We start from the raw sequence: 18,718 nt of genomic DNA, 5'->3' as shown, positions 1-18,718 counted from the left end.
AAAACAGCAAAAGCAACATATTAAACAAAAAAAGAAAAATGAATTTTTATTTTCATTTTTCTTTTTTATGCTTAAAAGGTATTAGTACTAATGCTATACTACTCACCGTAATTTAATTAATCATTTCTTAATTTTTATATTCCTTCTCTAAAACAACTTTCTGAGGCAGTTCTGTCATGTCAGTCTTTACTACGGCAAAAGGATATGTTAGGATCTGAGCTGTTACATCTCCGGGCTTAGGATCAGTATATTTAGCAAAAACAGTCAATACTTTTTCACCGTCTTCATCATCCAGCGTCAGCTTGTCAATTTCCACCTCATATCCTGCTGTATTCTTTTCCCCTCTTGTTACTACAACGTAAATCTCATCATTAATTTTTGCAACTAAAGCTTTTTCTTTCATCCTGTAGTTCGGCAATACCTCTGCAATCTGTCTAGGCATATTTTCAGGATCTACTGTATCAAACGAAACATTTTCAGCTCCTTTTCCCTTAAAATATCTGAAGAAAAACAGAAGTGCGGCTATAAATACAACAATCGCAACTATGGTTACAATTCTTTTCATAAAAATCCCCCTATATATGTACTTCTTTATATTTTATTCTTTCGTTCCAAAATTATGCTAAATAGTAAAGAGTTTGTTTACAAAATGTATTAATAAAGTGTTTGACATTTGAGCTTGTCTTTAAGTATAATTTTATTATAACAAGAAACTGCTGGCGGTAAAAATTATATAAAAAATCTTACCAAAAGTATTTTAATAACCTTGTTTCAGAAAGGAGTTGGAAACACATGTCATGTAATTGCAGTGAATTTCAAAATATAACCAGCGATTTGCAGCTTTTGAATAAAAGCGTTTTAGATATTGTAACAAAGCTTGATGTACAAACATCCGTACTCAACAGAGCAGTTTTCAAATCTGCAACTCATTGCGGATGCATCGAAATACATGCGACTAAGCAATTATTTTCTCACAACAAAACACTTGAAGAAAATCAGACTGATGTAGATAATCATGTAGAAGGCAAGCTTTGTCCGAAATGCAAAGAAAAAATTGAAGAAGAAATGGGCGAGCTGCTGTTTTATCTTGCATCAATGTGCTCCGCACTCAATCTGGATTTAGATGAGATAATGTCATCAAAGCTTGATCATTTAAAAACATTGGGAATTTATAACCTTTTGTAATATCCGGATGTCCGGTCTTTAAGAAATATATGCTAATAATTACGCAAAAATAACAACGGCCGCCTGTACTTAATGTAAGGCGGCCGTTTCTAAATTAACCTCTTTGGCAAAGCTCTACGAGAACTCCTCCCGTGCTTTTCGGGTGGCAGAAAGCAATCTTGGCTCCGCCTGCACCATATCTAGGCGTTTCATCTATCATTCTAACTCCCTTTGCCTTCATCTCAGATATTGCAGCTTCTACGTTATCGACTCTGTAAGCCATATGTTGAATTCCTTCGCCGTTTTTCTCTATGAATTTTGCAACAGGGCTGTCTTCTGATGTAGCTTCCAGCAACTCAACTTCAGAATCCCCTGTGGGCAAAAAAGCTACCCTAACCTTTTGCTCAGCAACCACTTCAGTTCCTGTTGATTTCAATCCAAGAACACCTTCATAGAATTTCAATGCTTCTTCTATACTTTTTACTGCTATTCCTATATGATCTATTTTATTAACCATGTGTCGCCTCCCACTCAAAATAGTTATATTTTTAATTCACCGTTACCGCATTTATCATAGGTGAAATTACGTTATTCTTCTCTTATTGCTTTTAGAAACTCATCTCTTACTTCATAAATATTTTTTTCTTTAGTTATGATTTTACCGACTTCAGATTCAAGCTTATTTTCACTTGCTGCGCTGGAAATTACAATCTTTCTCAGTTCTGCTTCAATAAGCTCAACTATCTCCGTCCTCATATTATTCTTTCTTCTCTCATTTAGTTTACCACTCTCATTTAAGTACACTAAATGGTTTATTATTTCAGATTTCAAAATATCAATGCCTTCATTTTTCGATGCGGTAACTTTTACAACCGGAGGCCTTCTATCCATATTTGAACTTAAATCAAGCATCATGTTTACTTCTGTTGCAGTCCTGTCCGCACCAAACAAGTCACTTTTGTTTATGACAAATATATCACCTATCTCCATAATACCAGCTTTAATGGACTGTATGTCATCTCCAAGCCCCGGCACCATAACCATCAGTATAGAATCTGCAGTCTTGACAATGTCCACTTCAGACTGCCCCACTCCTACTGTCTCAATTATTATGTAATCATAACCAGCAGCATCCAAAATTTTTAATGCATTTTTAGTATGCTTTGAAAGTCCTCCGAGATATCCTCTTGTACCCATACTCCTTATAAATACATTGGGATGCAGAGCCAAATCCTGCATTCGTATCCTGTCTCCAAGGATTGACCCGCCGGAATACGGACTGGTTGGATCAACTGCTATAATCCCAACCTTTTTACCTTCATCTACGAATTTTTTTACTATTTTATCGGTGAGCGTACTTTTTCCAGCACCAGGCGGACCTGTAATACCTAAAATATTTGCCCTGCCAGTGTAAGGATGAATTTCTCTCAATATTTTTTCAGCCTCTTCAGGGTTACTTTCCACTGTTGTTATCAACCTTGCACACGCTCTTTTGTCCCCTGCAAGCATCCGCTGAATTAATTCCACTAAATCACCTCTTTTACTTTACTGCAACTATGATGCAAAATATTTTCTATAACTCTCTTTTTAAATTTGATTTAATAAATTCTATCATATTTGATGTAGTGGTTCCAGGTGTAAATATTTCAGAAACACCAGCCTTCTTAAGTCCGGGAATGTCTTCGTCCGGAATAACACCTCCGCCTACTATCAATACATCGTCAACACCTTGCTCTTTAAGTAGCTCAACAACCCTTGGGAACAGATAATTGTGTGCTCCGGACAATATGCTCATTCCCACAACATCTACATCCTCTTGAATTGCCGCGGCAACTATTTGCTCAGGAGTTTGCCTTAATCCGGTATATATAACTTCCATGCCTGCGTCTCTCAATGCTCTTGCTATAACCTTAGCACCTCTGTCATGCCCGTCAAGCCCAGGCTTTGCAACTAAAACTCTAATTGGTCTCATAATATTCCTCCTAATTTAAAGCAATACTGCTTGTTCATATTCGCCAAAAACTTCTCTCATAACTCCGCATATTTCTCCCAGTGTAGCATATTCTCTAACTGCATCTAAAATAAACGGCATCACATTTTCTGTTCCCTGGCAGGCCTTTTTTAACAAATCAAGCTTCTCTTTAACTACTTCATTATTCCTTGCAGTTTTTACATCTTCAATTTTCTTCTTCTGCATTTCACCAACTATAGGATCAACCCGCAACAATCCTTTTGGAGGTTCTTCATTAACTTGGTACTTGTTAACTCCTACAACTATTCTGTCAAGCGATTCGATTTCCATCTGATACTTGTACGCAGAATCAGAAATTTCTTTTTGAATATATCCTATATCAATAGCTCTAGGAGCTCCACCCAATTCATCTATCTTGCTGATGTATTCCATGGCTTTTTCTTCAATTTCTTTTGTTTTAGCTTCAATGTAGTACGAACCTGCCAATGGATCTACTGTATTTGTAACCCCAGTTTCGTTAGCCAAAATTTGCTGAGTCCTTAATGCTATTGTAACAGAATCCGTAGTAGGCAGAGCCAAAGCTTCGTCTCTTGAATTTGTATGCAAAGATTGAGTTCCTCCCAGCACTGCAGCTAATGCCTGCATTGCAACTCTTATAATGTTATTATCCGGCTGCTGTGCAGTCAATGTGCATCCTGCAGTCTGAGTATGGAATTTAAGCATCATTGATTTTTCATTTTTTGCTTTAAATCTTTCCTTCATTATTTTAGCCCAGAGTCTCCTTGCAGCTCTAAACTTTGAAACTTCTTCAAGCAAATCATTATGTGCATTAAAGAAGAATGAAAGTCTCGGTGCAAATGTGTCAACATCCAGCCCGGCTTTAATTGCCGCATCAACATACGCAATACCATCAGCCAGAGTAAATCCAACTTCCTGAGCTGCCGTAGATCCAGCTTCTCTGATGTGGTATCCTGAAATACTGATTGTATTCCATTTTGGAACCTCTTTTGAGCAATACTCAAATATATTTGTTATAAGACGCATTGACGGTTCTGTAGGAAAAATGTATGTTCCTCTTGCTATGTATTCCTTCAATATGTCATTTTGTATTGTTCCTCTTAATTTATCTGATGATACACCCTGTTTTTCTGCAACAGCTATATACATTGCAAGCAATACAGAAGCCGGAGCATTTATTGTCATTGATGTGCTAACCTTATCCAAAGGGATGCCGTCAAAAAGAATTTCCATATCCTTTAGAGAATCTATGGCTACGCCGACCTTACCGACTTCACCCTGTGCTAGAGAATGGTCTGAATCATACCCTATCTGCGTAGGAAGGTCAAAAGCAACAGATAACCCTGTAGACCCCTGCCCTACAAGATATTTATACCTTTCATTAGATTCTTCCGCCGTTGCAAAGCCAGCATACATTCTCATTGTCCATGTCTTGCCCCTGTACATTGTCGGCTGATACCCTCTTGTAAAAGGATACTGTCCCGGATATCCTATTTCTGTCTCATAATCAATATCTGCAACATCCTCCGGAGTATACAGCCTTTCCACATTCACACCGGAACCTGATTTAAATTCTGTTTTATTTTCAGGCGCTTTACTTAAAGACTTGCTTAACACTTTATCTTCCCAATTCTGGCGAGCCGATCTTAATTGGTCGAGTTTTTCTTTTTCAAACATAAAATCCTCCATTTTGATTAACAAGTATTTACAATCATTAAATATAATCCAAAAACCTTAATTTTGCAAGACGTTTACCCAAAAAGACTGTATATTTTTCAAACTTGCAGCAAAAGTTGCAAAATTTATATGGTGACAATATTAAAAAGAAATAAAGCATTGATTTTTCAATCATTTGCATTTCATATTGTTATTTTCAAAAAAAATCAAAATAAAGATATTAATTATTTTCTGTCATGCATTTCATTGGAAATATTACGAGATTCATTAGAATAAAAAAAGAGATCCTCCACCAACGAAAGTAATCATTTCATTTGTTATGTGAAGAATCTCATCACTATTAGTTTAAACTTCCTCAAACAGCATTTCAAATTCCTTGCCTGAAATTGTTTCTTTTTCTAAAAGGGCCTGAGCTACACGGTCCAATTTTTCCATGTTTTCACTTAAAAGTGTTTCTGTTTTATGATATGCGCTATCAATAATCCTTCGCATTTCATTGTCTATTCTGGCAGCAACCTCTTCTGAGTAGTTTCTTATCTTGTTAAAATCTCTTCCTAAAAATACCTCTTCTTCGTTTGTTCCATAAGTCATCGGGCCCAGCTCATCGCTCATTCCGTATGTTGTAACCATAGCTCTCGCAATTTTTGTTGCTCTTTCAATATCATTAGATGCTCCAGTTGAAATATCATCAAGAGCAAGTTTTTCAGCAACTCTGCCTCCCAAAAGTCTTACAATACTTTCTTCCATTTCTGTCTTTGATCTGTATGACCTGTCTTCTTCAGGCAGATACATCGTAAATCCTCCGGCACCGCCTCTTGGTATTATTGTAATCATGTGCACAGGATCCTTATTTGAAGATAACCTTGCAACAACTGCATGCCCGGCTTCATGATATGCAGTAAGCTTTTTTTCATTTTCGCTGATAACCTTACTGCGCTTTTCAGGCCCTGCAATAACCTTAGTTATCGCTTCCTCAATTATGTCCATAGTTATTAATGTCTTGTTCTGTCTTGCAGTCAAAAGAGCAGCTTCATTCATTGCGTTTTCCAAATCTGCAGGAGTAAATCCTGGAGTCCTTTTTGCTACAATTTCCAGATCTACATCATCTGCAAGAGGTTTTTTTCTTATATGAATTTTTAATATTGCCTCTCTCGCCTTTACGTCCGGAAGTCCTACATGAACCTGTCTGTCAAAGCGTCCCGGTCTCATCAACGCTGGATCTAATATGTCAGGTCTATTTGTAGCTGAAATTATTATAATACCTTCGTTTCCTGAAAACCCGTCCATCTCAACCAGAAGTTGGTTCAATGTCTGCTCTCTTTCATCGTTTCCTCCGCCGAGGCCGGCTCCTCTCCGTCTTCCGACAGCATCAATTTCATCTATAAAAATAATACATGGTGCGTTTTTCTTTGCCTGGTCAAATAAATCTCTTACACGTGAAGCACCAACCCCCACAAACATTTCAACAAAGTCGGAACCACTTATGCTGAAAAACGGAACCCCTGCCTCTCCAGACACGGATTTTGACAGATACGTTTTTCCTGTTCCCGGAGGGCCAACCAGCAAGACTCCCTTTGGTATTCTGGCTCCCAGCCTTGCAAACTTTGCTGGATTTTTAAGGAAATCAACAATTTCGCTTAACTCCTCTTTTTCTTCATCAAGTCCAGCTACATCCGCAAAAGTAATTTTTTTGCTCGGGTCATCATCTTTAACCATTTTTGCCCTGCTCTTGCCAAAGGACATTGCTTTTCCTGTTCCTCCCCCCTGAGACTGTTTCATGAATACATACCACAAAACTGCCAAAAGGACAAGCATTCCGATTGTAGGCAGTGCGCTTACCCATATAGGAGTGGCAGGTACAGGTTCGCCCACTATTTCTATTTCCCCTGATTCAATTTTGTCGGCAACATATTTGTCATAAAAACTTGAATTAAATAAAAAGACAGTTGGTACATATGAAGTAAATTTCGTATCGTCTTTGTAAACACCCTTTACCTCACTTTCAGTAAAGGATAGTGATTTTATGTTATTATTTTGTAATTGAACTATAAGCTCGCTGTAACTTATACTTTGTTCATCCTTCGCAGGTTCAACCATGCTTTGAACCAGCATGATAATTACGACAAATATAAGAACATACATTGCGATGCTTCTCATAAATCCTTTCAATTAAAGCCTCCTCTTTGTCTAAAAAGACCACTGTAATGATAAAATTGTAGCATATATTGAAATACTTTACAATTATTTATTGGTAAATTTCTTCTTTCAAAATTGCTATATACGGCAGATTCCTATATTTTTCATCATAGTCCAGACCGTACCCAACTACGAATTCATCAGGAACCCGAAATCCTGTATATTTGATTTCAAGATTGGCTTCCCTTCTGTCGGGTTTATCGAGTATTGTGCATATTTCTACCGACGCAGGCCTTCTTGATTTTAAATTGTCAACCAGATAAGACAGCGTCAATCCCGAATCTATTATGTCTTCGACTATAAGTACATGTCTACCCTCGATTGATGTATTCAAATCCTTAAGGATACGTACGACTCCAGATGACTGAGTATTTGATCCGTAACTTGAAATGGCCATAAAATCAATACCTAATGGTAAATTTATATTTCTCATTAAATCGCTTACAAATATTACCGCACCTTTAAGAACACAAACTAAAAGCAAGTCTTTATCCTTGTAATCATCAGTAATTTTTGCTCCAAGCTCCTTTACCTTGGACTGCAATACATCCTCCGTAATCAATATTTCTTTGATATCTCCGTTCATCAGTGCTGTTCCTCCATTGTAATGTTTAGTATTTTTTTTGTTGAATCCGACACCTTGTAGCTGTTATTGATTCTGAAGCCTTCCAACCACAATATATCACCGCCTGCTTCAATAATGAGTTTTTTATCTCGTTCAGCGGCAGGTATTTTCAAATCAATAAAAACATCCTTTATTTTCTTTTTTCCTGACATGCCGCAAGGAATCATCGAATCACCGGGACGTCTGTTCCTGACAATCGGGTTCCCTTTTAGTAAACCATAGTCCAAGCTTATGCTGTTCCTATTTTTTCTGTCAAATTCCGTAATATTCAAAATCTTTACAGTAAGTGTCTTTCCAACCTCAGGAATATACAAAGAATCGTTTAGTATAATATTATATTCAAAATTCGGAATGTTTTCAACATTTTTATTGATTATAAAATTATCATAACTGATTTCTGTTGTAAAGCCCTCCGTCAAATTAATTTTTTTTCCGGTATCAGCAGCTTGCATAAATCCAAGCATATAATTAATATGCTTCATTTCAATATTTATTGTATTTCCCTTAAGCTCCTCTATTGCCCTCTTTACTATCCTTCCAGATTCACCTGGTTCCAGAGACTTTAGCTTAGGAAGATTTAACACAACTCTTTTAGCATCTTTCTCCACCAGAAGTTCCTGAAATTTAAGTTCTGTATATTTTTCAATTATTTTTTTGTCCCTTTGCATTGCTTCAGACATTCTGTACAACGCATTCTGGATATTCGGATTGAAACTTTCTTCTAAATAAGGAATCAGATTTAATCTTATTTTATTTCTTCCGTATATATCATGAAGGTTTGTTTTATCTATGCAATATTCATAACTGTTATCATGCAGGTATTTTAAAATCTCTGACTTCGGAACATTTAGAATTGGCCTTATTATATTATTATTTTCAAAGCTCATCGCACTTAATCCGTCAACTCCTGTACCCCTTATGAGCCTTTGAAGCACAGTTTCCGCCTGATCGTTTAAATTGTGCGCAACTGCGATTTTCCCGCCGCCAAGTTCATCAAGATTTTCATTAAAAAAACCATATCTTAGTATTCGTCCTGCTTCTTCTTCAGTGACTTTAAGCTCTCGAGCATATTCGCCGGCATGCTTTCTCTTGACAAAAAGTCTTATACCATATTTTCTGCACAGATTTCTTGCGAATTCTTCGTCATGCATCGCATCTTCGCCTCTGTACATATGATTTATATGAGAAGCATACAAATTAAAGCCTAAAATTTCCTTTAGTTTTCTCAAATTGTGAAACAGGAATACGGAATCCGGTCCTCCGGATAGCGCTACAAGGATGGTTTCTCCTTTAAATATCAATTTTTTTTGCAATACATTCTGCTTTACTAAATTATACATATCTTCCCTCATTTTATTACATGTTATAGATTATACCACGGTTTTATCAATTTAAAAATATTTTTTAATTTTTTCGTAAAATATACAAAAAAATCTTCCATTGCGTATACCGGCATATGCCTCTAATATATATAATTAACATATAAATTGAATAATTAAAATAATGAGCTGAACTCAATAATAAAATTATCAATTTCAGCTCATCTCAATCCTATTAAATTTCAAAATTTATACATGCTGAATAAAATGAGAAATGCTATTTACAAGTTAGCTTCTTCTTGCAATGAAAACACATTAGCAATAGACAAACAGACAGAAGAGTTTTGTTTTTAACCTATTTTTGTAACCAGCACCGTCATGTCATCGATAATTTTGTCCTGCCCTCTTAAAGCATAGCTTAATATAGAATTAGCGATTGTTTGAGGATCCTTATTAACTAAGTATTCAATATATTTATCCAGAGATTTTTTTGTATCCATACCTATTGAATCTATTATACCATCCGATACCATAATAATAAGGTCTCCAATTTCCACCTTTTTTTTAAATGAACTGTATTCAAAGTTATCCAGTATACCCAGCGGAAGACTTTTACCGGATATTTTATCCACGGTTTTTCCACTTATAAGGTAAGAAGGCGCGGCTCCTGCTTTATATATTCGTATTTCTCTGGAACTATAATCAATTATATTAAAATCAAACGTTACAAATCTTTCTTCTCCGAGCTTTATCATTAAGATAGAATTAAGTGTTCTCAATATCTGTGCTTCTGAAAAATCAGTGTATAGAAATTTCGAAAGCAAGTCAACCGCTCCATTGCTTTCGTTATATGCCTCTTCTCCTGAACCGATCCCGTCACACAACACAGTATAATATCTATCAGCCCTTCCTGCATAGGCAAAATTATCTCCAGACACTTCACTTCCCTCTTTAACTGCAGAAGCGCTGTATGTCCTTATTTTTATTCTTTTTATATTTTTAAACTTCAAGACATAGTAATCTTTAGATGCGACTACTCTTTCAGTACATTTAAGCTTTACACCGCAAACATTTCTTACTATAAGCTCGATTGCGCTTTCAGCCTCCTCACATGATTTTTCTGTCTTTACAGTAACGCTTAAAGAAATTGTGTTTTTATTAGAGGAAACGACTTCAAAAAATTTAACATTTATATTCTGCCATAACAGCTGTTCTTTTATTTTCGTTTTTGCCTTATCCGTAAATATACTCACATTTCTGGGTTTTCTAAATTCAGCAATGTTTTTTATAGTTCCGGCTTCTCTTTGATACTCAGTGTTATTTTCCGCAGAAGCTGTTGAAGCCGCTTCTTCTTTTGCATCCACATTCCTTTCACTTTCTTTATTTGCAAATTTAATAACCTTGTCATATGATTTTTCTTCAGATTTCTTTATTTTTTTTGCTTTTTTATTTTTTATCCTATGAACATTTTCTTTTTTAAAGCCGTATTTTATATTTTTTATTACTTTTATGATTTCATTGGTAATAATTATTGCACTAAAAACAAAAATCGTTTCAAAAGTATTTAACATCAGTCCATTTACACTGAATCCATCTGCTAATAATATTGTTGTCTTTGAAACAAGCAGCACAATTGAAGAATATCCTGCTGCAATAAGAATGGAATGCCTTTCATCCTTAAAATTTAAAAAGTATGCATAGACGGCAATCAAAATAATAACATACACAAAGCTTGACTGTGCAAAAAGTACGGCAAATATTGCAGTAAGCAGCATAGATACAGAGCTTCCCTGCGCATAGCAATACGAACTCAATACCACTACTGCAAATGGAAATATTTCATCAATGATATTTTGCCTTGCAATAAAAAAACACATCATAAAAACAATCCAGTTTTCTTTGATGTGCTTAATTTCATTTTTTAGAAACTCTCCAATAATACCTGTAATGTATCTTTTATCGTTTGTTTGACCAATCATGATTTCCACCCCTTCACTTTATAATGGTAGCAGAAACAGAATGTAAAATGCTGTCAAACTATGCGATATCTATTCAGTTTTCCAATTCTTCTTCAAGCCCTATTCCTTGAATTAATTTATTGTCATTTTTATTCTTATCTATATATATAGTCTCATTCGGTTTAACCATTTTGTACTGTTCTCTGGCTATTTTTTCAACAAGCTCCAGCAATGCTTCCTCATCATTAATTTTTTCAACATCTTTTTTAAGATCCTGAACTTCCTTTTCGACTTTAGCTTTGCTATGATTTTTTTCATCTATTTCCTTGTTTAGTTCGTTTATCATCTGGTACTGATTAAATGCAGTATATCCAAAATAAAATATGAATACCATAAAAGCAAAATTTAATATATTAAATTTTCTTTTTTTCTTTTTGGGGGCAGATTTTATTAGCTTTTGCATCCTATGCTGATTTTTTATTTCTTTTTCTTGCATACGGAAGTCTTCATTATTGATTTTTTTCTTTAGTTCTATAATTTTTTGATCTTCGTTCAATTGTTCTTTTCCCCCTTTTTCTCTTTTTCATCTTGCGTAGATGCCTTTTTTTATTATATATCATTTTTTTGTTTTTTGAAAGTTTTTTTACCCTGAACTTAAAGAATTTATATCGTTTTTTTGCTGTATTTCTTGTTTTTTCGTATTTAAGTTTTATAGGGTACAACAATATTTTAAATTTGTTAATCAACATATTTGCAACATATTTAATGGGGTCAATCAACAAGCTTATTATCTTCTTTATAAATTTTAAAATTGCATCCACAATAAAAATAGCTGCTTTTAAAATATATCGACTGATTCCGTAAAAATATAATAGAGCGCCTGAAATAAATCCAATAAGAATAAAAAACCTGACATTGCCGAAGCTTATATCAAAAATAAGCTGTATTCCAATATATATACTTATCAGCCAATATAAAATATCTCCTATAGCAGTAGCAAACGCACTTAGTTTAGTATAATGCCTTACGAGTCTGTATATGTCCCAAATGAATCCGAGAAGCATTCCCCCCATTACAGAAACTGCAAGCATATATTCTTGAGAGTAAGGTAAGTAATCCATATAATCCTACTTAAATAATTTTTTAACCAAGCTTACTTTTTCTCTTTGACCTTCATATTCGGAATATACTAGGGAATTTATAACTCCTTTTACAATAAGCTTGCCTTCATCAACGTTCAATTTATTTATATTGAGCTTTTCACCCTTTATGGTCAACTTTCCTTTGTTAGTAATAAGTACAACCACTTCATCGTTAAAGTTGTCTACATTTTCTACTCCAGTTACGCTTAATATTTCCTTGTTTTCAAGCGTTAAGCTTTGTACGGCTTTCTCATCCATTTGCATTCCCCCCGAAATTGAGACATTCGATTTTTATTATTAATTATATGTATTTCATTTGTAATTATGAATAAATGCCTGCCTAAAATAAATACAAGGAGGGACTTCGCCCTCCTCTGCTAATTATTTTTCTTATGCTTTTCCTTATATATGTCTCTCGCCAATCTGCCGTTCAACATGCTCCTTTTTAGCGACTTTATGCTTTGCCTCGTTTTTATAGTTTTGCCTGAATTCATTAGTATTACAGCAAGTCCGTTTTCCTGCTCAACCTGATCAACAGCATTTAAGTCTACATATCCGTACGCCGCATCATGCTTAAACATAGGTTCTCTCACATTAACATATATATATACTGAATTTTCATTTACAACAACCGGCACCTTATTAGAAATGCCAAGCTCTCTACCGTAATTTATCCTGTTATGATACAGGCTTATATTATAATAATCCGCTAATTGCTTTATGCATGTTTCAACTGTTGTACTTTTTATATAAGAAGCCTCTGTCGTTATGACTTCAGTACAATTCCCTTTATCTTTTACATAAACTGGCAGCATAGCGTCGATTTGGTTAAATTCCAACTTATTTTTCATATTACACAAATCCTTTAATTAAAGTTTGCATTGAAATTCTAATGTTATGCTTTTTCATGTTTTATGCCAAACAGCCCAGTCATTTCAACCAAGTTCCGCTTTTTACAGCTAACAAATCTATATATATAATCATATTAGCCTTAAAGAAAGAGGGGTAGTCATGGGCTCTGACATTAATTATATTATTCAAATGAGTTTAAATGGGGACAAGAATTATCACGAAATTTTATTAGACAGGTTAAAACCGCTTATTTTTAAAAACATTTATATGTATTGGGATCCTATGGACCCCATAGCAGAAGATCTTGAACAGGAAGGTTATGTATTAATCTTAGAATCTCTAAAAGCCTATAACCAAAAAAGAAATGTTCACTTTCTTCAGTATGTAAAAATAAAAATATATTATTTTTATAAAAACTATTTTCGAAAAACAAGAAAAGATAATAATAAAAGTTATTCAGATGATTTGATTTGCGGTGAATTTCCATCCTGTTTAGACAATTTATTGGAAAAAGAGAATTCGAACGAACTGTATGAGAATATAAAAACCCTTTCAGCAATAGATAGAGAAATTCTTCGTTTGTATTACTATGAGCAGCTTACTATACGGGAAGTATCTGAAAGACTCGAAATGCCGCTCAGCACTTGTTCAGGCAGAAAAAAATCGGCAATAAAAAAACTATATAACCTTGCAAGATATCAGAAATAAAATAGAATCCCCAATAATTCGCTGTCATACCTGCATGATGCAAAAAACATAGCTGGTATGGCAGGTTTTATTATACCATTAAATTCTCTTTGAAAATTTCTGCATTTATGATAATATATAGCATGTGAAGACATAAGTATCTCACAGAAATATATTAGCAGGGAGAATTTTAATGAAAACTCGAGAAGTAAGATCAGTGCTTATATTGCTGCTGACAGCCGCAATATGGGGATTTGCATTTGTTGCCCAAAGAGTTGGAATGCAGCATGTTGGAGCATTTACATTTAATGGAGCCAGGTTTGCCTTGGGAAGTTTATCGCTACTGCCAGTGATTTATTTTTTTGGAAAAAAATCAAAAGATAGCGATAAATCCGACAATAAATCAATACCTAAAGAATCGGATTTAAAATTGACAATAATTGCCGGCATGATTGCAGGAAGTGTTTTGTTTATGGGTGCTTCACTTCAGCAAGTGGGACTAATTTACACAACTGTGGGAAAAGCAGGATTTATAACAAGTCTTTACATAGTAATTGTTCCTATCTATGGAATATTTCTAAAACAAAAAACTCATTATACAACTTGGATAGGCGCTTTTACAGCCGTCGTAGGACTTTATCTTCTAAGTATAAACGAGAGCTTTGAAATAGAGTTCGGAGATTTATTGGAAATTATTGGTGCGTTCTTCTGGGCAGCACATATACAGCTGATAGATAGGTTTGCAAAAAAAGTTGATGTAATTAAGCTTTCAAGCTTTCAATTTGCAACATGTTCTGTATTAAGCTTTATAGTTGCTTTCTTATATGAAGACGTAAGTCTTTTAGGTTTATCTGATGCATTGATACCTATTTTATACGGAGGTGTAATGTCCGCCGGAGTTGCATATACTCTTCAGGCCATAGGACAAAAGTCGGCAAAACCGTCACACGCAGCCATAGCACTAAGTATGGAAGCAGTGTTTGCTGCAATCGGAGGCGCTTTGCTGCTTAATGAAGTACTTCCCGCAAGAGGATACATGGGCTGCGCTCTAATGCTTTTGGGAATGCTTATAACTCAATACGAGAACATAAGGAAAACCCCGGATATTCACAAGGATACCGCTAAATAAATTCAAATAAGAAGGACAGCGCTAAAATCAACACTGTCCTTTTTTTACGCCATCTATACAATAATGTTGTAACATTCAGTATCTTATCATGTGCTCTTTATCACACTTCGCAGCACCTTATTGAATAAGATACCTGTATAAGCTCCAGCACTGTCAATAAATACATCCTTAAGCTGACATCCTCTACCTGGTACAAAACTCTGGTGAAACTCATCTCCCGCAGCATACAGCGCACATATAATTAGTGAAACTAGCATTAATTTACCTTTATATTTATTTTTAGTAAGTGCACCTGAGACCAACAACCCTAAAATAAGGTAAATACAAAAATGTGCAGACTTTCTCGCAATGTGATTGAACCGCACAGCAAAATCATTTATCGTACTTATTTCTACATTGAAAGGCAACACTTTTCCAAGCATTTCAAAAACAAACTTTGTAAAACCCGTACTCAAATCATTTGACTGAGATGCAGGCTGCGATGAAAACATGAATATTATTCCCATCCATATTAAACTGGGAATCCAACCTATTAATTTTTTTCTACTTACCAGCATCGCTACTTCCTTATTAAAATTTATATTATTATAACATATGTAAAATAATTATATAATAAAATATAGATTTAGTATAATATTATTCGTATTCTTGACGAAATTATCTATAATGACAAAAATTATCAATTATTGCACACACTGTATTATCACAAGCATGCCGCAGTTTATAATATATCATCGGGGGAAATCATGTTTCTAAAAATAAAAAAACTAAAAAATTTTCAAAAGTTTTTTCTTATTTTCTCTTACCTATTGTCTGCTATAATAGCAGCACTCGTTTATTATACCGGAGGCACAGCCAAGGTATACGCAAACTTAATGTATATTACCATATCCACAGCATCCTCGACTAATGGAAGAAAAAGAGGTATTGTTCATGCTTTGTTCAGCTCATTGCTGGTCGGGCCTCTTATGCCTCTGGATGTATCGTCAGGAGAAGCCCAAGAACCTCAAAATTGGATAATAAGAATGCTTATATATGTTACTATATCCTTTATACTTGGTCTCATTTATGATTATAATCAAAAATATGAAGTATATATAACTGATATACTCACTCATGACCCCGTAACAAAACTTAAAAATATGCAGGCTCTAAAACAAAACGATATTAAATTCGGAGATAAAGTTATTGTTTCAATTTCTGTAAAAGGCTATAGCGAAATGGTCAGTGTATTTGGCTGCGATTTTACAGGTAAAATCGTATCTGAATTTTCCAAAATTCTTAAATCCGCTTTTCTAGATTACGACGGCATAGAATTGTATAAACATGAAGGGATGGATTTTATTTTTATATTAACCGAGGACATGTATCCTGAAAACAGCAATGTAACCGAAAAAATATTTGAAGTGGTTGAAAAAATAAGCAGTGAGTCACTGATTGTCGAGCAAATTCCAATATATATTGAAATAGCTACAGGTATTGCTAATTTAAGAAAAGATGAGATGATTTCGGAAGGGGTCAGGCACTCTCTGATGGCTTTGGAACATGCTAAGGCCAAAAATATTAAACACCTGATATATGATAAATCTCTTGAAAACCATTACAAAAAAATACAGATGATTGCCAGCAGCTTCAGACATGCTCTAGTAAATAATGATATTAAAATAGCTTCTCAGAATATTTATTCATCTAAAACCGGTAACGTTCACAGCGTTGAACTTCTTGCAAGATGGGTAACTAAAGATGGCTCCAGAATATATGCAAATGAATTTATTCCGGTAATCGAAAAAACCGAATTGATGAGTGAACTTACAAAGCACCTTATTGATTACGCTGTAGATGGAATATCCAAAGGTAAATTTCAAAATATCGTATCAATTAATTTTTCTGCCGTAGACTTTAATGACAATGTTATGGAATACATTATCTCTGCAGTCCGAAAAAACAATATTCCTAAAGAGCGTTTACAGATTGAAATAACAGAAAGTCACTTTATCGATAAAAAAACTATATACAATTATCTTATTAAGCTGAACAGCATAGGAATAGTTATTGCTATTGATGACTTCGGGACAGGATATTCATCATACCAGTATATAAGCGAGCTTCCAATAGATGTTGTAAAAATTGACAAGTCTCTTATAGAAAAAATCGCAGTGAGCAACATTTCCAAATCTGTTGTTAAATCAATAATTAATTTCTGCAAAATTCACAATTTTACAACAGTTGGTGAAGGTGTAGAAACGAAAGAAATTGCAGATATCTGTAGGGATATCGAAATAGACTATTTGCAGGGATACTATTTCCACAAGCCTACCATATTGTAGAATCGGTGTATGACTCATGAAGGTCATACACTGATAATTAATTCGCTCATATATTATTATCTTGCTTTTTCAAAATAGTCATTTATCTTGTTTGGGCCTGCTAATATCTCTCTTTCTACCTTCAACATTTTTTCGCTATTTGATTTTATAGCCCATTTTATCAGCGTAATCTCTCCCCCACTTATCTCTATTCCTGTTATGCATCTTGGATGTACACAGCTCCCATCATTAAAATATGGCGGTTTCCCCGGTTTTGGGAACATAGGCCTATGGGTGTGTCCAGCTACCATTATTTTATTTTCTTTAGACGCCCACCGACTAAGCTTCATCGCTACATCGTTTTTCTTTTTGTAGTTTTTTGCCGTCCTTGTTACGTCATGAAGGCAAAAATTTTCGAGAGGTTTCCAAAAATATCTTACCAGAAACCTTGCAACCCTCCAGATATCACTATTTAAAAAATCTACCTGATGACCATGCAGCAACATAATTTCATTATGATTTTTCTTATTCTGCAAAATTAATCCTTCATGTATCTTAATATCTCTTAACAGGTCACAATATTCATTGTCTCTCTGATTAAAATATTGAAACAAGTTTTTTTCAACATAAAATGGATATTTTTTGACAATATCATGGTTGCCATATATCATATGTAACCTTTTTTTTTCATGAAATTTCTTTAAGACCCAAAAGGCATCGCTGTGTGCATTTATTATGTCATTTATATTTCGGTTTTCCCACAGTTCATCTCCATCCCCAAGCTCTATGTAAGTGTAATTTTCATTGAAGTAATATGTTAACGCAGCAAAAAAAGTGTTTTGATTCTTAGAGAAAGAATCTGCCCAACCTCCATCTCCCCTATGTACATCACTCATAATAATAAATTTTGAATCTTCGTCATAATTTATTTTCGGAGAATTTTTATAGACCTTTGTTAACCGCTTTAAATATCTCATCTGACACACATCCTTATGTATCAGAATATTCAGTATAAACTTAATTGTTAAAATTTATACTCCTTTAATATAAAAGTAACCAGCTTCTTTTTGACGCATTTTGATTAAATTCGCCTCTTATTTATAAAAACGGACATGTAGTCACACATTGAACATAAAGGAATAAGATATAATTAGGCTTGCCCCTAAATTAAATAGAAAAAGGTGTTTTTATGGGTTTAAACAATAATAATGTAGCTGGAACAGGCAGAAGAAGAAACTGCGAATTTGTATATGAGTGTTTGCTGGAGTTATTAGAGGAAGCATCGGATAACAATGGAAGAAGAAGATGTGACTTCGTTTATGAATGTCTTGAAGAATTGCTTGAAGATGCCGGAGATAACGGAAATAATAACTGCCATTGCTGTTGTCCATGCTGCTGCAGAAGATGTTAAAAGTAATGCGACGGATTTACCCGTCGCTTTTTTTATACTCATTTTATACTCATTTAGGAGAGAATGTTGCACAGTCTGTTTCCTGAGAGTTTTTTGCATTGCGGTGATGAACCTCAATTCTGTCAGCATTACAATAATCTCCCTGTGCATAATAATGACATGTGTTAACAACACATTTCACGCCCGGGTTGTGGTGATCCATTTTTTGTGCTTTAAATTCCATAATGTTCTCCTTTTTTTATTTAAAAGTTTTATAAAACTT

General features: G+C 34.5%; 21 protein-coding genes. 5 read left to right on the top strand and 16 right to left on the bottom strand.

The genetic code is table 11. The features are described from left to right. Window positions 1–127 precede the first annotated feature (127 nt). Window positions 128–565, bottom strand: a complete 438-nt coding sequence (locus ACS3UD_RS02470) for a protease complex subunit PrcB family protein (protein ID WP_213926160.1) — start codon at window positions 563–565, stop codon at window positions 128–130. A 227-nt stretch (window positions 566–792) separates the two neighbouring features. On the opposite strand from ACS3UD_RS02470, the gene ACS3UD_RS02465 reads away from it, so the two are divergent. Then, window positions 793–1,185 (top strand): DUF1573 domain-containing protein, encoded by a 393-nt coding sequence (locus ACS3UD_RS02465; RefSeq protein ID WP_308137911.1) that lies wholly within the window; start codon window positions 793–795, stop codon window positions 1,183–1,185. A 94-nt stretch (window positions 1,186–1,279) separates the two neighbouring features. On the opposite strand, the gene mce is transcribed toward ACS3UD_RS02465, so the two are convergent. The 12 genes from mce to ACS3UD_RS02405 form a co-directional block, all read right to left on the bottom strand. Continuing rightward, window positions 1,280–1,681 (bottom strand): methylmalonyl-CoA epimerase, encoded by a 402-nt coding sequence (gene mce / locus ACS3UD_RS02460; protein WP_308137912.1) that lies wholly within the window; start codon window positions 1,679–1,681, stop codon window positions 1,280–1,282. A 71-nt stretch (window positions 1,682–1,752) separates the two neighbouring features. Further along, window positions 1,753–2,691 carry a methylmalonyl Co-A mutase-associated GTPase MeaB gene (gene meaB, locus ACS3UD_RS02455; protein WP_308137913.1) on the bottom strand — a complete coding sequence of 313 codons (939 nt, stop codon included), beginning with the start codon at window positions 2,689–2,691 and terminating at the stop codon, window positions 1,753–1,755. 46 nt (window positions 2,692–2,737) lie between these two features. Beyond that, window positions 2,738–3,136, bottom strand: coding sequence for a cobalamin B12-binding domain-containing protein (locus tag ACS3UD_RS02450; protein WP_308137914.1), 399 nt, complete (start codon window positions 3,134–3,136; stop codon window positions 2,738–2,740). A gap of 15 nt (window positions 3,137–3,151) precedes the next feature. Further along, window positions 3,152–4,831: an acyl-CoA mutase large subunit family protein gene (locus ACS3UD_RS02445; RefSeq protein WP_308137915.1), complete on the bottom strand. Its 1,680-nt coding sequence runs from the start codon at window positions 4,829–4,831 to the stop codon at window positions 3,152–3,154. A gap of 345 nt (window positions 4,832–5,176) precedes the next feature. Next, complete coding sequence (gene ftsH, locus ACS3UD_RS02440; protein WP_308140129.1) at window positions 5,177–6,988, bottom strand: ATP-dependent zinc metalloprotease FtsH; 1,812 nt, start codon at window positions 6,986–6,988, stop codon at window positions 5,177–5,179. Window positions 6,989–7,076: 88 nt separating this feature from the next. Further along, window positions 7,077–7,613, bottom strand: coding sequence for a hypoxanthine phosphoribosyltransferase (gene hpt, locus ACS3UD_RS02435; RefSeq protein WP_308137916.1), 537 nt, complete (start codon window positions 7,611–7,613; stop codon window positions 7,077–7,079). Next, on the bottom strand, window positions 7,613–8,992 hold the full coding sequence (gene tilS / locus ACS3UD_RS02430) for a tRNA lysidine(34) synthetase TilS (protein ID WP_308137917.1): 1,380 nt from the start codon (window positions 8,990–8,992) through the stop codon (window positions 7,613–7,615). The genes hpt and tilS overlap by 1 nt, the downstream gene beginning before the upstream one ends. Before the next feature lie 329 nt (window positions 8,993–9,321). Next, window positions 9,322–10,950 carry a PP2C family protein-serine/threonine phosphatase gene (locus ACS3UD_RS02425; protein WP_308137918.1) on the bottom strand — a complete coding sequence of 543 codons (1,629 nt, stop codon included), beginning with the start codon at window positions 10,948–10,950 and terminating at the stop codon, window positions 9,322–9,324. A 73-nt stretch (window positions 10,951–11,023) separates the two neighbouring features. Continuing rightward, entirely contained in the window at window positions 11,024–11,485 is a 462-nt protein-coding gene (locus ACS3UD_RS02420; protein WP_308137919.1) for an FtsB family cell division protein, read from the bottom strand. Continuing rightward, window positions 11,439–12,050, bottom strand: a complete 612-nt coding sequence (yabQ, locus tag ACS3UD_RS02415) for a spore cortex biosynthesis protein YabQ (RefSeq protein WP_308137920.1) — start codon at window positions 12,048–12,050, stop codon at window positions 11,439–11,441. The genes ACS3UD_RS02420 and yabQ overlap by 47 nt, the downstream gene beginning before the upstream one ends. 6 nt (window positions 12,051–12,056) lie before the next feature. Then, a complete protein-coding gene (gene yabP, locus ACS3UD_RS02410) occupies window positions 12,057–12,329 on the bottom strand; it encodes a sporulation protein YabP (RefSeq protein WP_308137921.1) in 273 nt (90 codons plus the stop codon). Window positions 12,330–12,448: 119 nt separating this feature from the next. Continuing rightward, window positions 12,449–12,922, bottom strand: a complete 474-nt coding sequence (locus tag ACS3UD_RS02405) for a competence protein ComK (protein ID WP_308137922.1) — start codon at window positions 12,920–12,922, stop codon at window positions 12,449–12,451. A 160-nt stretch (window positions 12,923–13,082) separates the two neighbouring features. Between ACS3UD_RS02405 and ACS3UD_RS02400 the strand changes: the two genes are divergently transcribed. Together ACS3UD_RS02400 and ACS3UD_RS02395 are read left to right on the top strand one after the other, a co-directional pair. After that, window positions 13,083–13,631: an RNA polymerase sigma factor gene (locus ACS3UD_RS02400; RefSeq protein WP_440977725.1), complete on the top strand. Its 549-nt coding sequence runs from the start codon at window positions 13,083–13,085 to the stop codon at window positions 13,629–13,631. A gap of 172 nt (window positions 13,632–13,803) precedes the next feature. Then, window positions 13,804–14,739 (top strand): DMT family transporter, encoded by a 936-nt coding sequence (locus tag ACS3UD_RS02395; protein WP_308137924.1) that lies wholly within the window; start codon window positions 13,804–13,806, stop codon window positions 14,737–14,739. Window positions 14,740–14,825: 86 nt separating this feature from the next. On the opposite strand, the gene ACS3UD_RS02390 is transcribed toward ACS3UD_RS02395, so the two are convergent. Next, entirely contained in the window at window positions 14,826–15,296 is a 471-nt protein-coding gene (locus ACS3UD_RS02390) for a VanZ family protein (protein WP_308137925.1), read from the bottom strand. A gap of 189 nt (window positions 15,297–15,485) precedes the next feature. Between ACS3UD_RS02390 and ACS3UD_RS02385 the strand changes: the two genes are divergently transcribed. Further along, window positions 15,486–17,066, top strand: a complete 1,581-nt coding sequence (locus ACS3UD_RS02385) for an EAL domain-containing protein (protein ID WP_308137926.1) — start codon at window positions 15,486–15,488, stop codon at window positions 17,064–17,066. A gap of 56 nt (window positions 17,067–17,122) precedes the next feature. Here ACS3UD_RS02385 and ACS3UD_RS02380 read toward each other — a convergent pair whose 3' ends face one another. Continuing rightward, the gene (locus ACS3UD_RS02380) at window positions 17,123–18,022 is read right to left on the bottom strand and encodes a metallophosphoesterase family protein (RefSeq protein ID WP_308137927.1); all 900 of its coding nucleotides are present in this window, start codon (window positions 18,020–18,022) and stop codon (window positions 17,123–17,125) included. Window positions 18,023–18,234: 212 nt separating this feature from the next. On the opposite strand from ACS3UD_RS02380, the gene ACS3UD_RS02375 reads away from it, so the two are divergent. Next, window positions 18,235–18,456, top strand: a complete 222-nt coding sequence (locus tag ACS3UD_RS02375; protein WP_308137928.1) for a hypothetical protein — start codon at window positions 18,235–18,237, stop codon at window positions 18,454–18,456. Between the two features lie 49 nt (window positions 18,457–18,505). Here ACS3UD_RS02375 and ACS3UD_RS02370 read toward each other — a convergent pair whose 3' ends face one another. Further along, window positions 18,506–18,679 carry a DUF1540 domain-containing protein gene (locus tag ACS3UD_RS02370; protein ID WP_308137929.1) on the bottom strand — a complete coding sequence of 58 codons (174 nt, stop codon included), beginning with the start codon at window positions 18,677–18,679 and terminating at the stop codon, window positions 18,506–18,508. Between the last annotated feature and the right edge of the window lie 39 nt (window positions 18,680–18,718).

It is taken from the genome of Sedimentibacter sp. LTW-03, from assembly GCF_052059825.1.
Classification (GTDB): domain Bacteria; phylum Bacillota; class Clostridia; order Tissierellales; family Sedimentibacteraceae; genus Sedimentibacter.
Note: the sequence above shows the minus strand (reverse complement) of the source record. Positions and strands in the feature narration are given on the sequence as shown.

Coding starts and splice junctions, on each gene's coding strand:
- tilS (WP_308137917.1), bottom strand. CDS start 8,992: ATGTATAATTTAGTAAAGCAGAATGTATTGCAAAAAAAATTGATATTT.
- mce (WP_308137912.1), bottom strand. CDS start 1,681: ATGGTTAATAAAATAGATCATATAGGAATAGCAGTAAAAAGTATAGAA.
- yabQ (WP_308137920.1), bottom strand. CDS start 12,050: ATGGATTACTTACCTTACTCTCAAGAATATATGCTTGCAGTTTCTGTA.
- ACS3UD_RS02395 (WP_308137924.1), top strand. CDS start 13,804: ATGAAAACTCGAGAAGTAAGATCAGTGCTTATATTGCTGCTGACAGCC.
- ACS3UD_RS02400 (WP_440977725.1), top strand. CDS start 13,083: ATGGGCTCTGACATTAATTATATTATTCAAATGAGTTTAAATGGGGAC.
- ACS3UD_RS02465 (WP_308137911.1), top strand. CDS start 793: ATGTCATGTAATTGCAGTGAATTTCAAAATATAACCAGCGATTTGCAG.
- ACS3UD_RS02375 (WP_308137928.1), top strand. CDS start 18,235: ATGGGTTTAAACAATAATAATGTAGCTGGAACAGGCAGAAGAAGAAAC.
- ACS3UD_RS02425 (WP_308137918.1), bottom strand. CDS start 10,950: ATGATTGGTCAAACAAACGATAAAAGATACATTACAGGTATTATTGGA.
- ACS3UD_RS02380 (WP_308137927.1), bottom strand. CDS start 18,022: ATGAGATATTTAAAGCGGTTAACAAAGGTCTATAAAAATTCTCCGAAA.
- ftsH (WP_308140129.1), bottom strand. CDS start 6,988: ATGAGAAGCATCGCAATGTATGTTCTTATATTTGTCGTAATTATCATG.
- ACS3UD_RS02385 (WP_308137926.1), top strand. CDS start 15,486: ATGTTTCTAAAAATAAAAAAACTAAAAAATTTTCAAAAGTTTTTTCTT.
- ACS3UD_RS02445 (WP_308137915.1), bottom strand. CDS start 4,831: ATGTTTGAAAAAGAAAAACTCGACCAATTAAGATCGGCTCGCCAGAAT.
- hpt (WP_308137916.1), bottom strand. CDS start 7,613: ATGAACGGAGATATCAAAGAAATATTGATTACGGAGGATGTATTGCAG.
- ACS3UD_RS02470 (WP_213926160.1), bottom strand. CDS start 565: ATGAAAAGAATTGTAACCATAGTTGCGATTGTTGTATTTATAGCCGCA.
- ACS3UD_RS02405 (WP_308137922.1), bottom strand. CDS start 12,922: ATGAAAAATAAGTTGGAATTTAACCAAATCGACGCTATGCTGCCAGTT.
- ACS3UD_RS02390 (WP_308137925.1), bottom strand. CDS start 15,296: ATGCTGGTAAGTAGAAAAAAATTAATAGGTTGGATTCCCAGTTTAATA.
- yabP (WP_308137921.1), bottom strand. CDS start 12,329: ATGGATGAGAAAGCCGTACAAAGCTTAACGCTTGAAAACAAGGAAATA.
- ACS3UD_RS02370 (WP_308137929.1), bottom strand. CDS start 18,679: ATGGAATTTAAAGCACAAAAAATGGATCACCACAACCCGGGCGTGAAA.
- ACS3UD_RS02450 (WP_308137914.1), bottom strand. CDS start 3,136: ATGAGACCAATTAGAGTTTTAGTTGCAAAGCCTGGGCTTGACGGGCAT.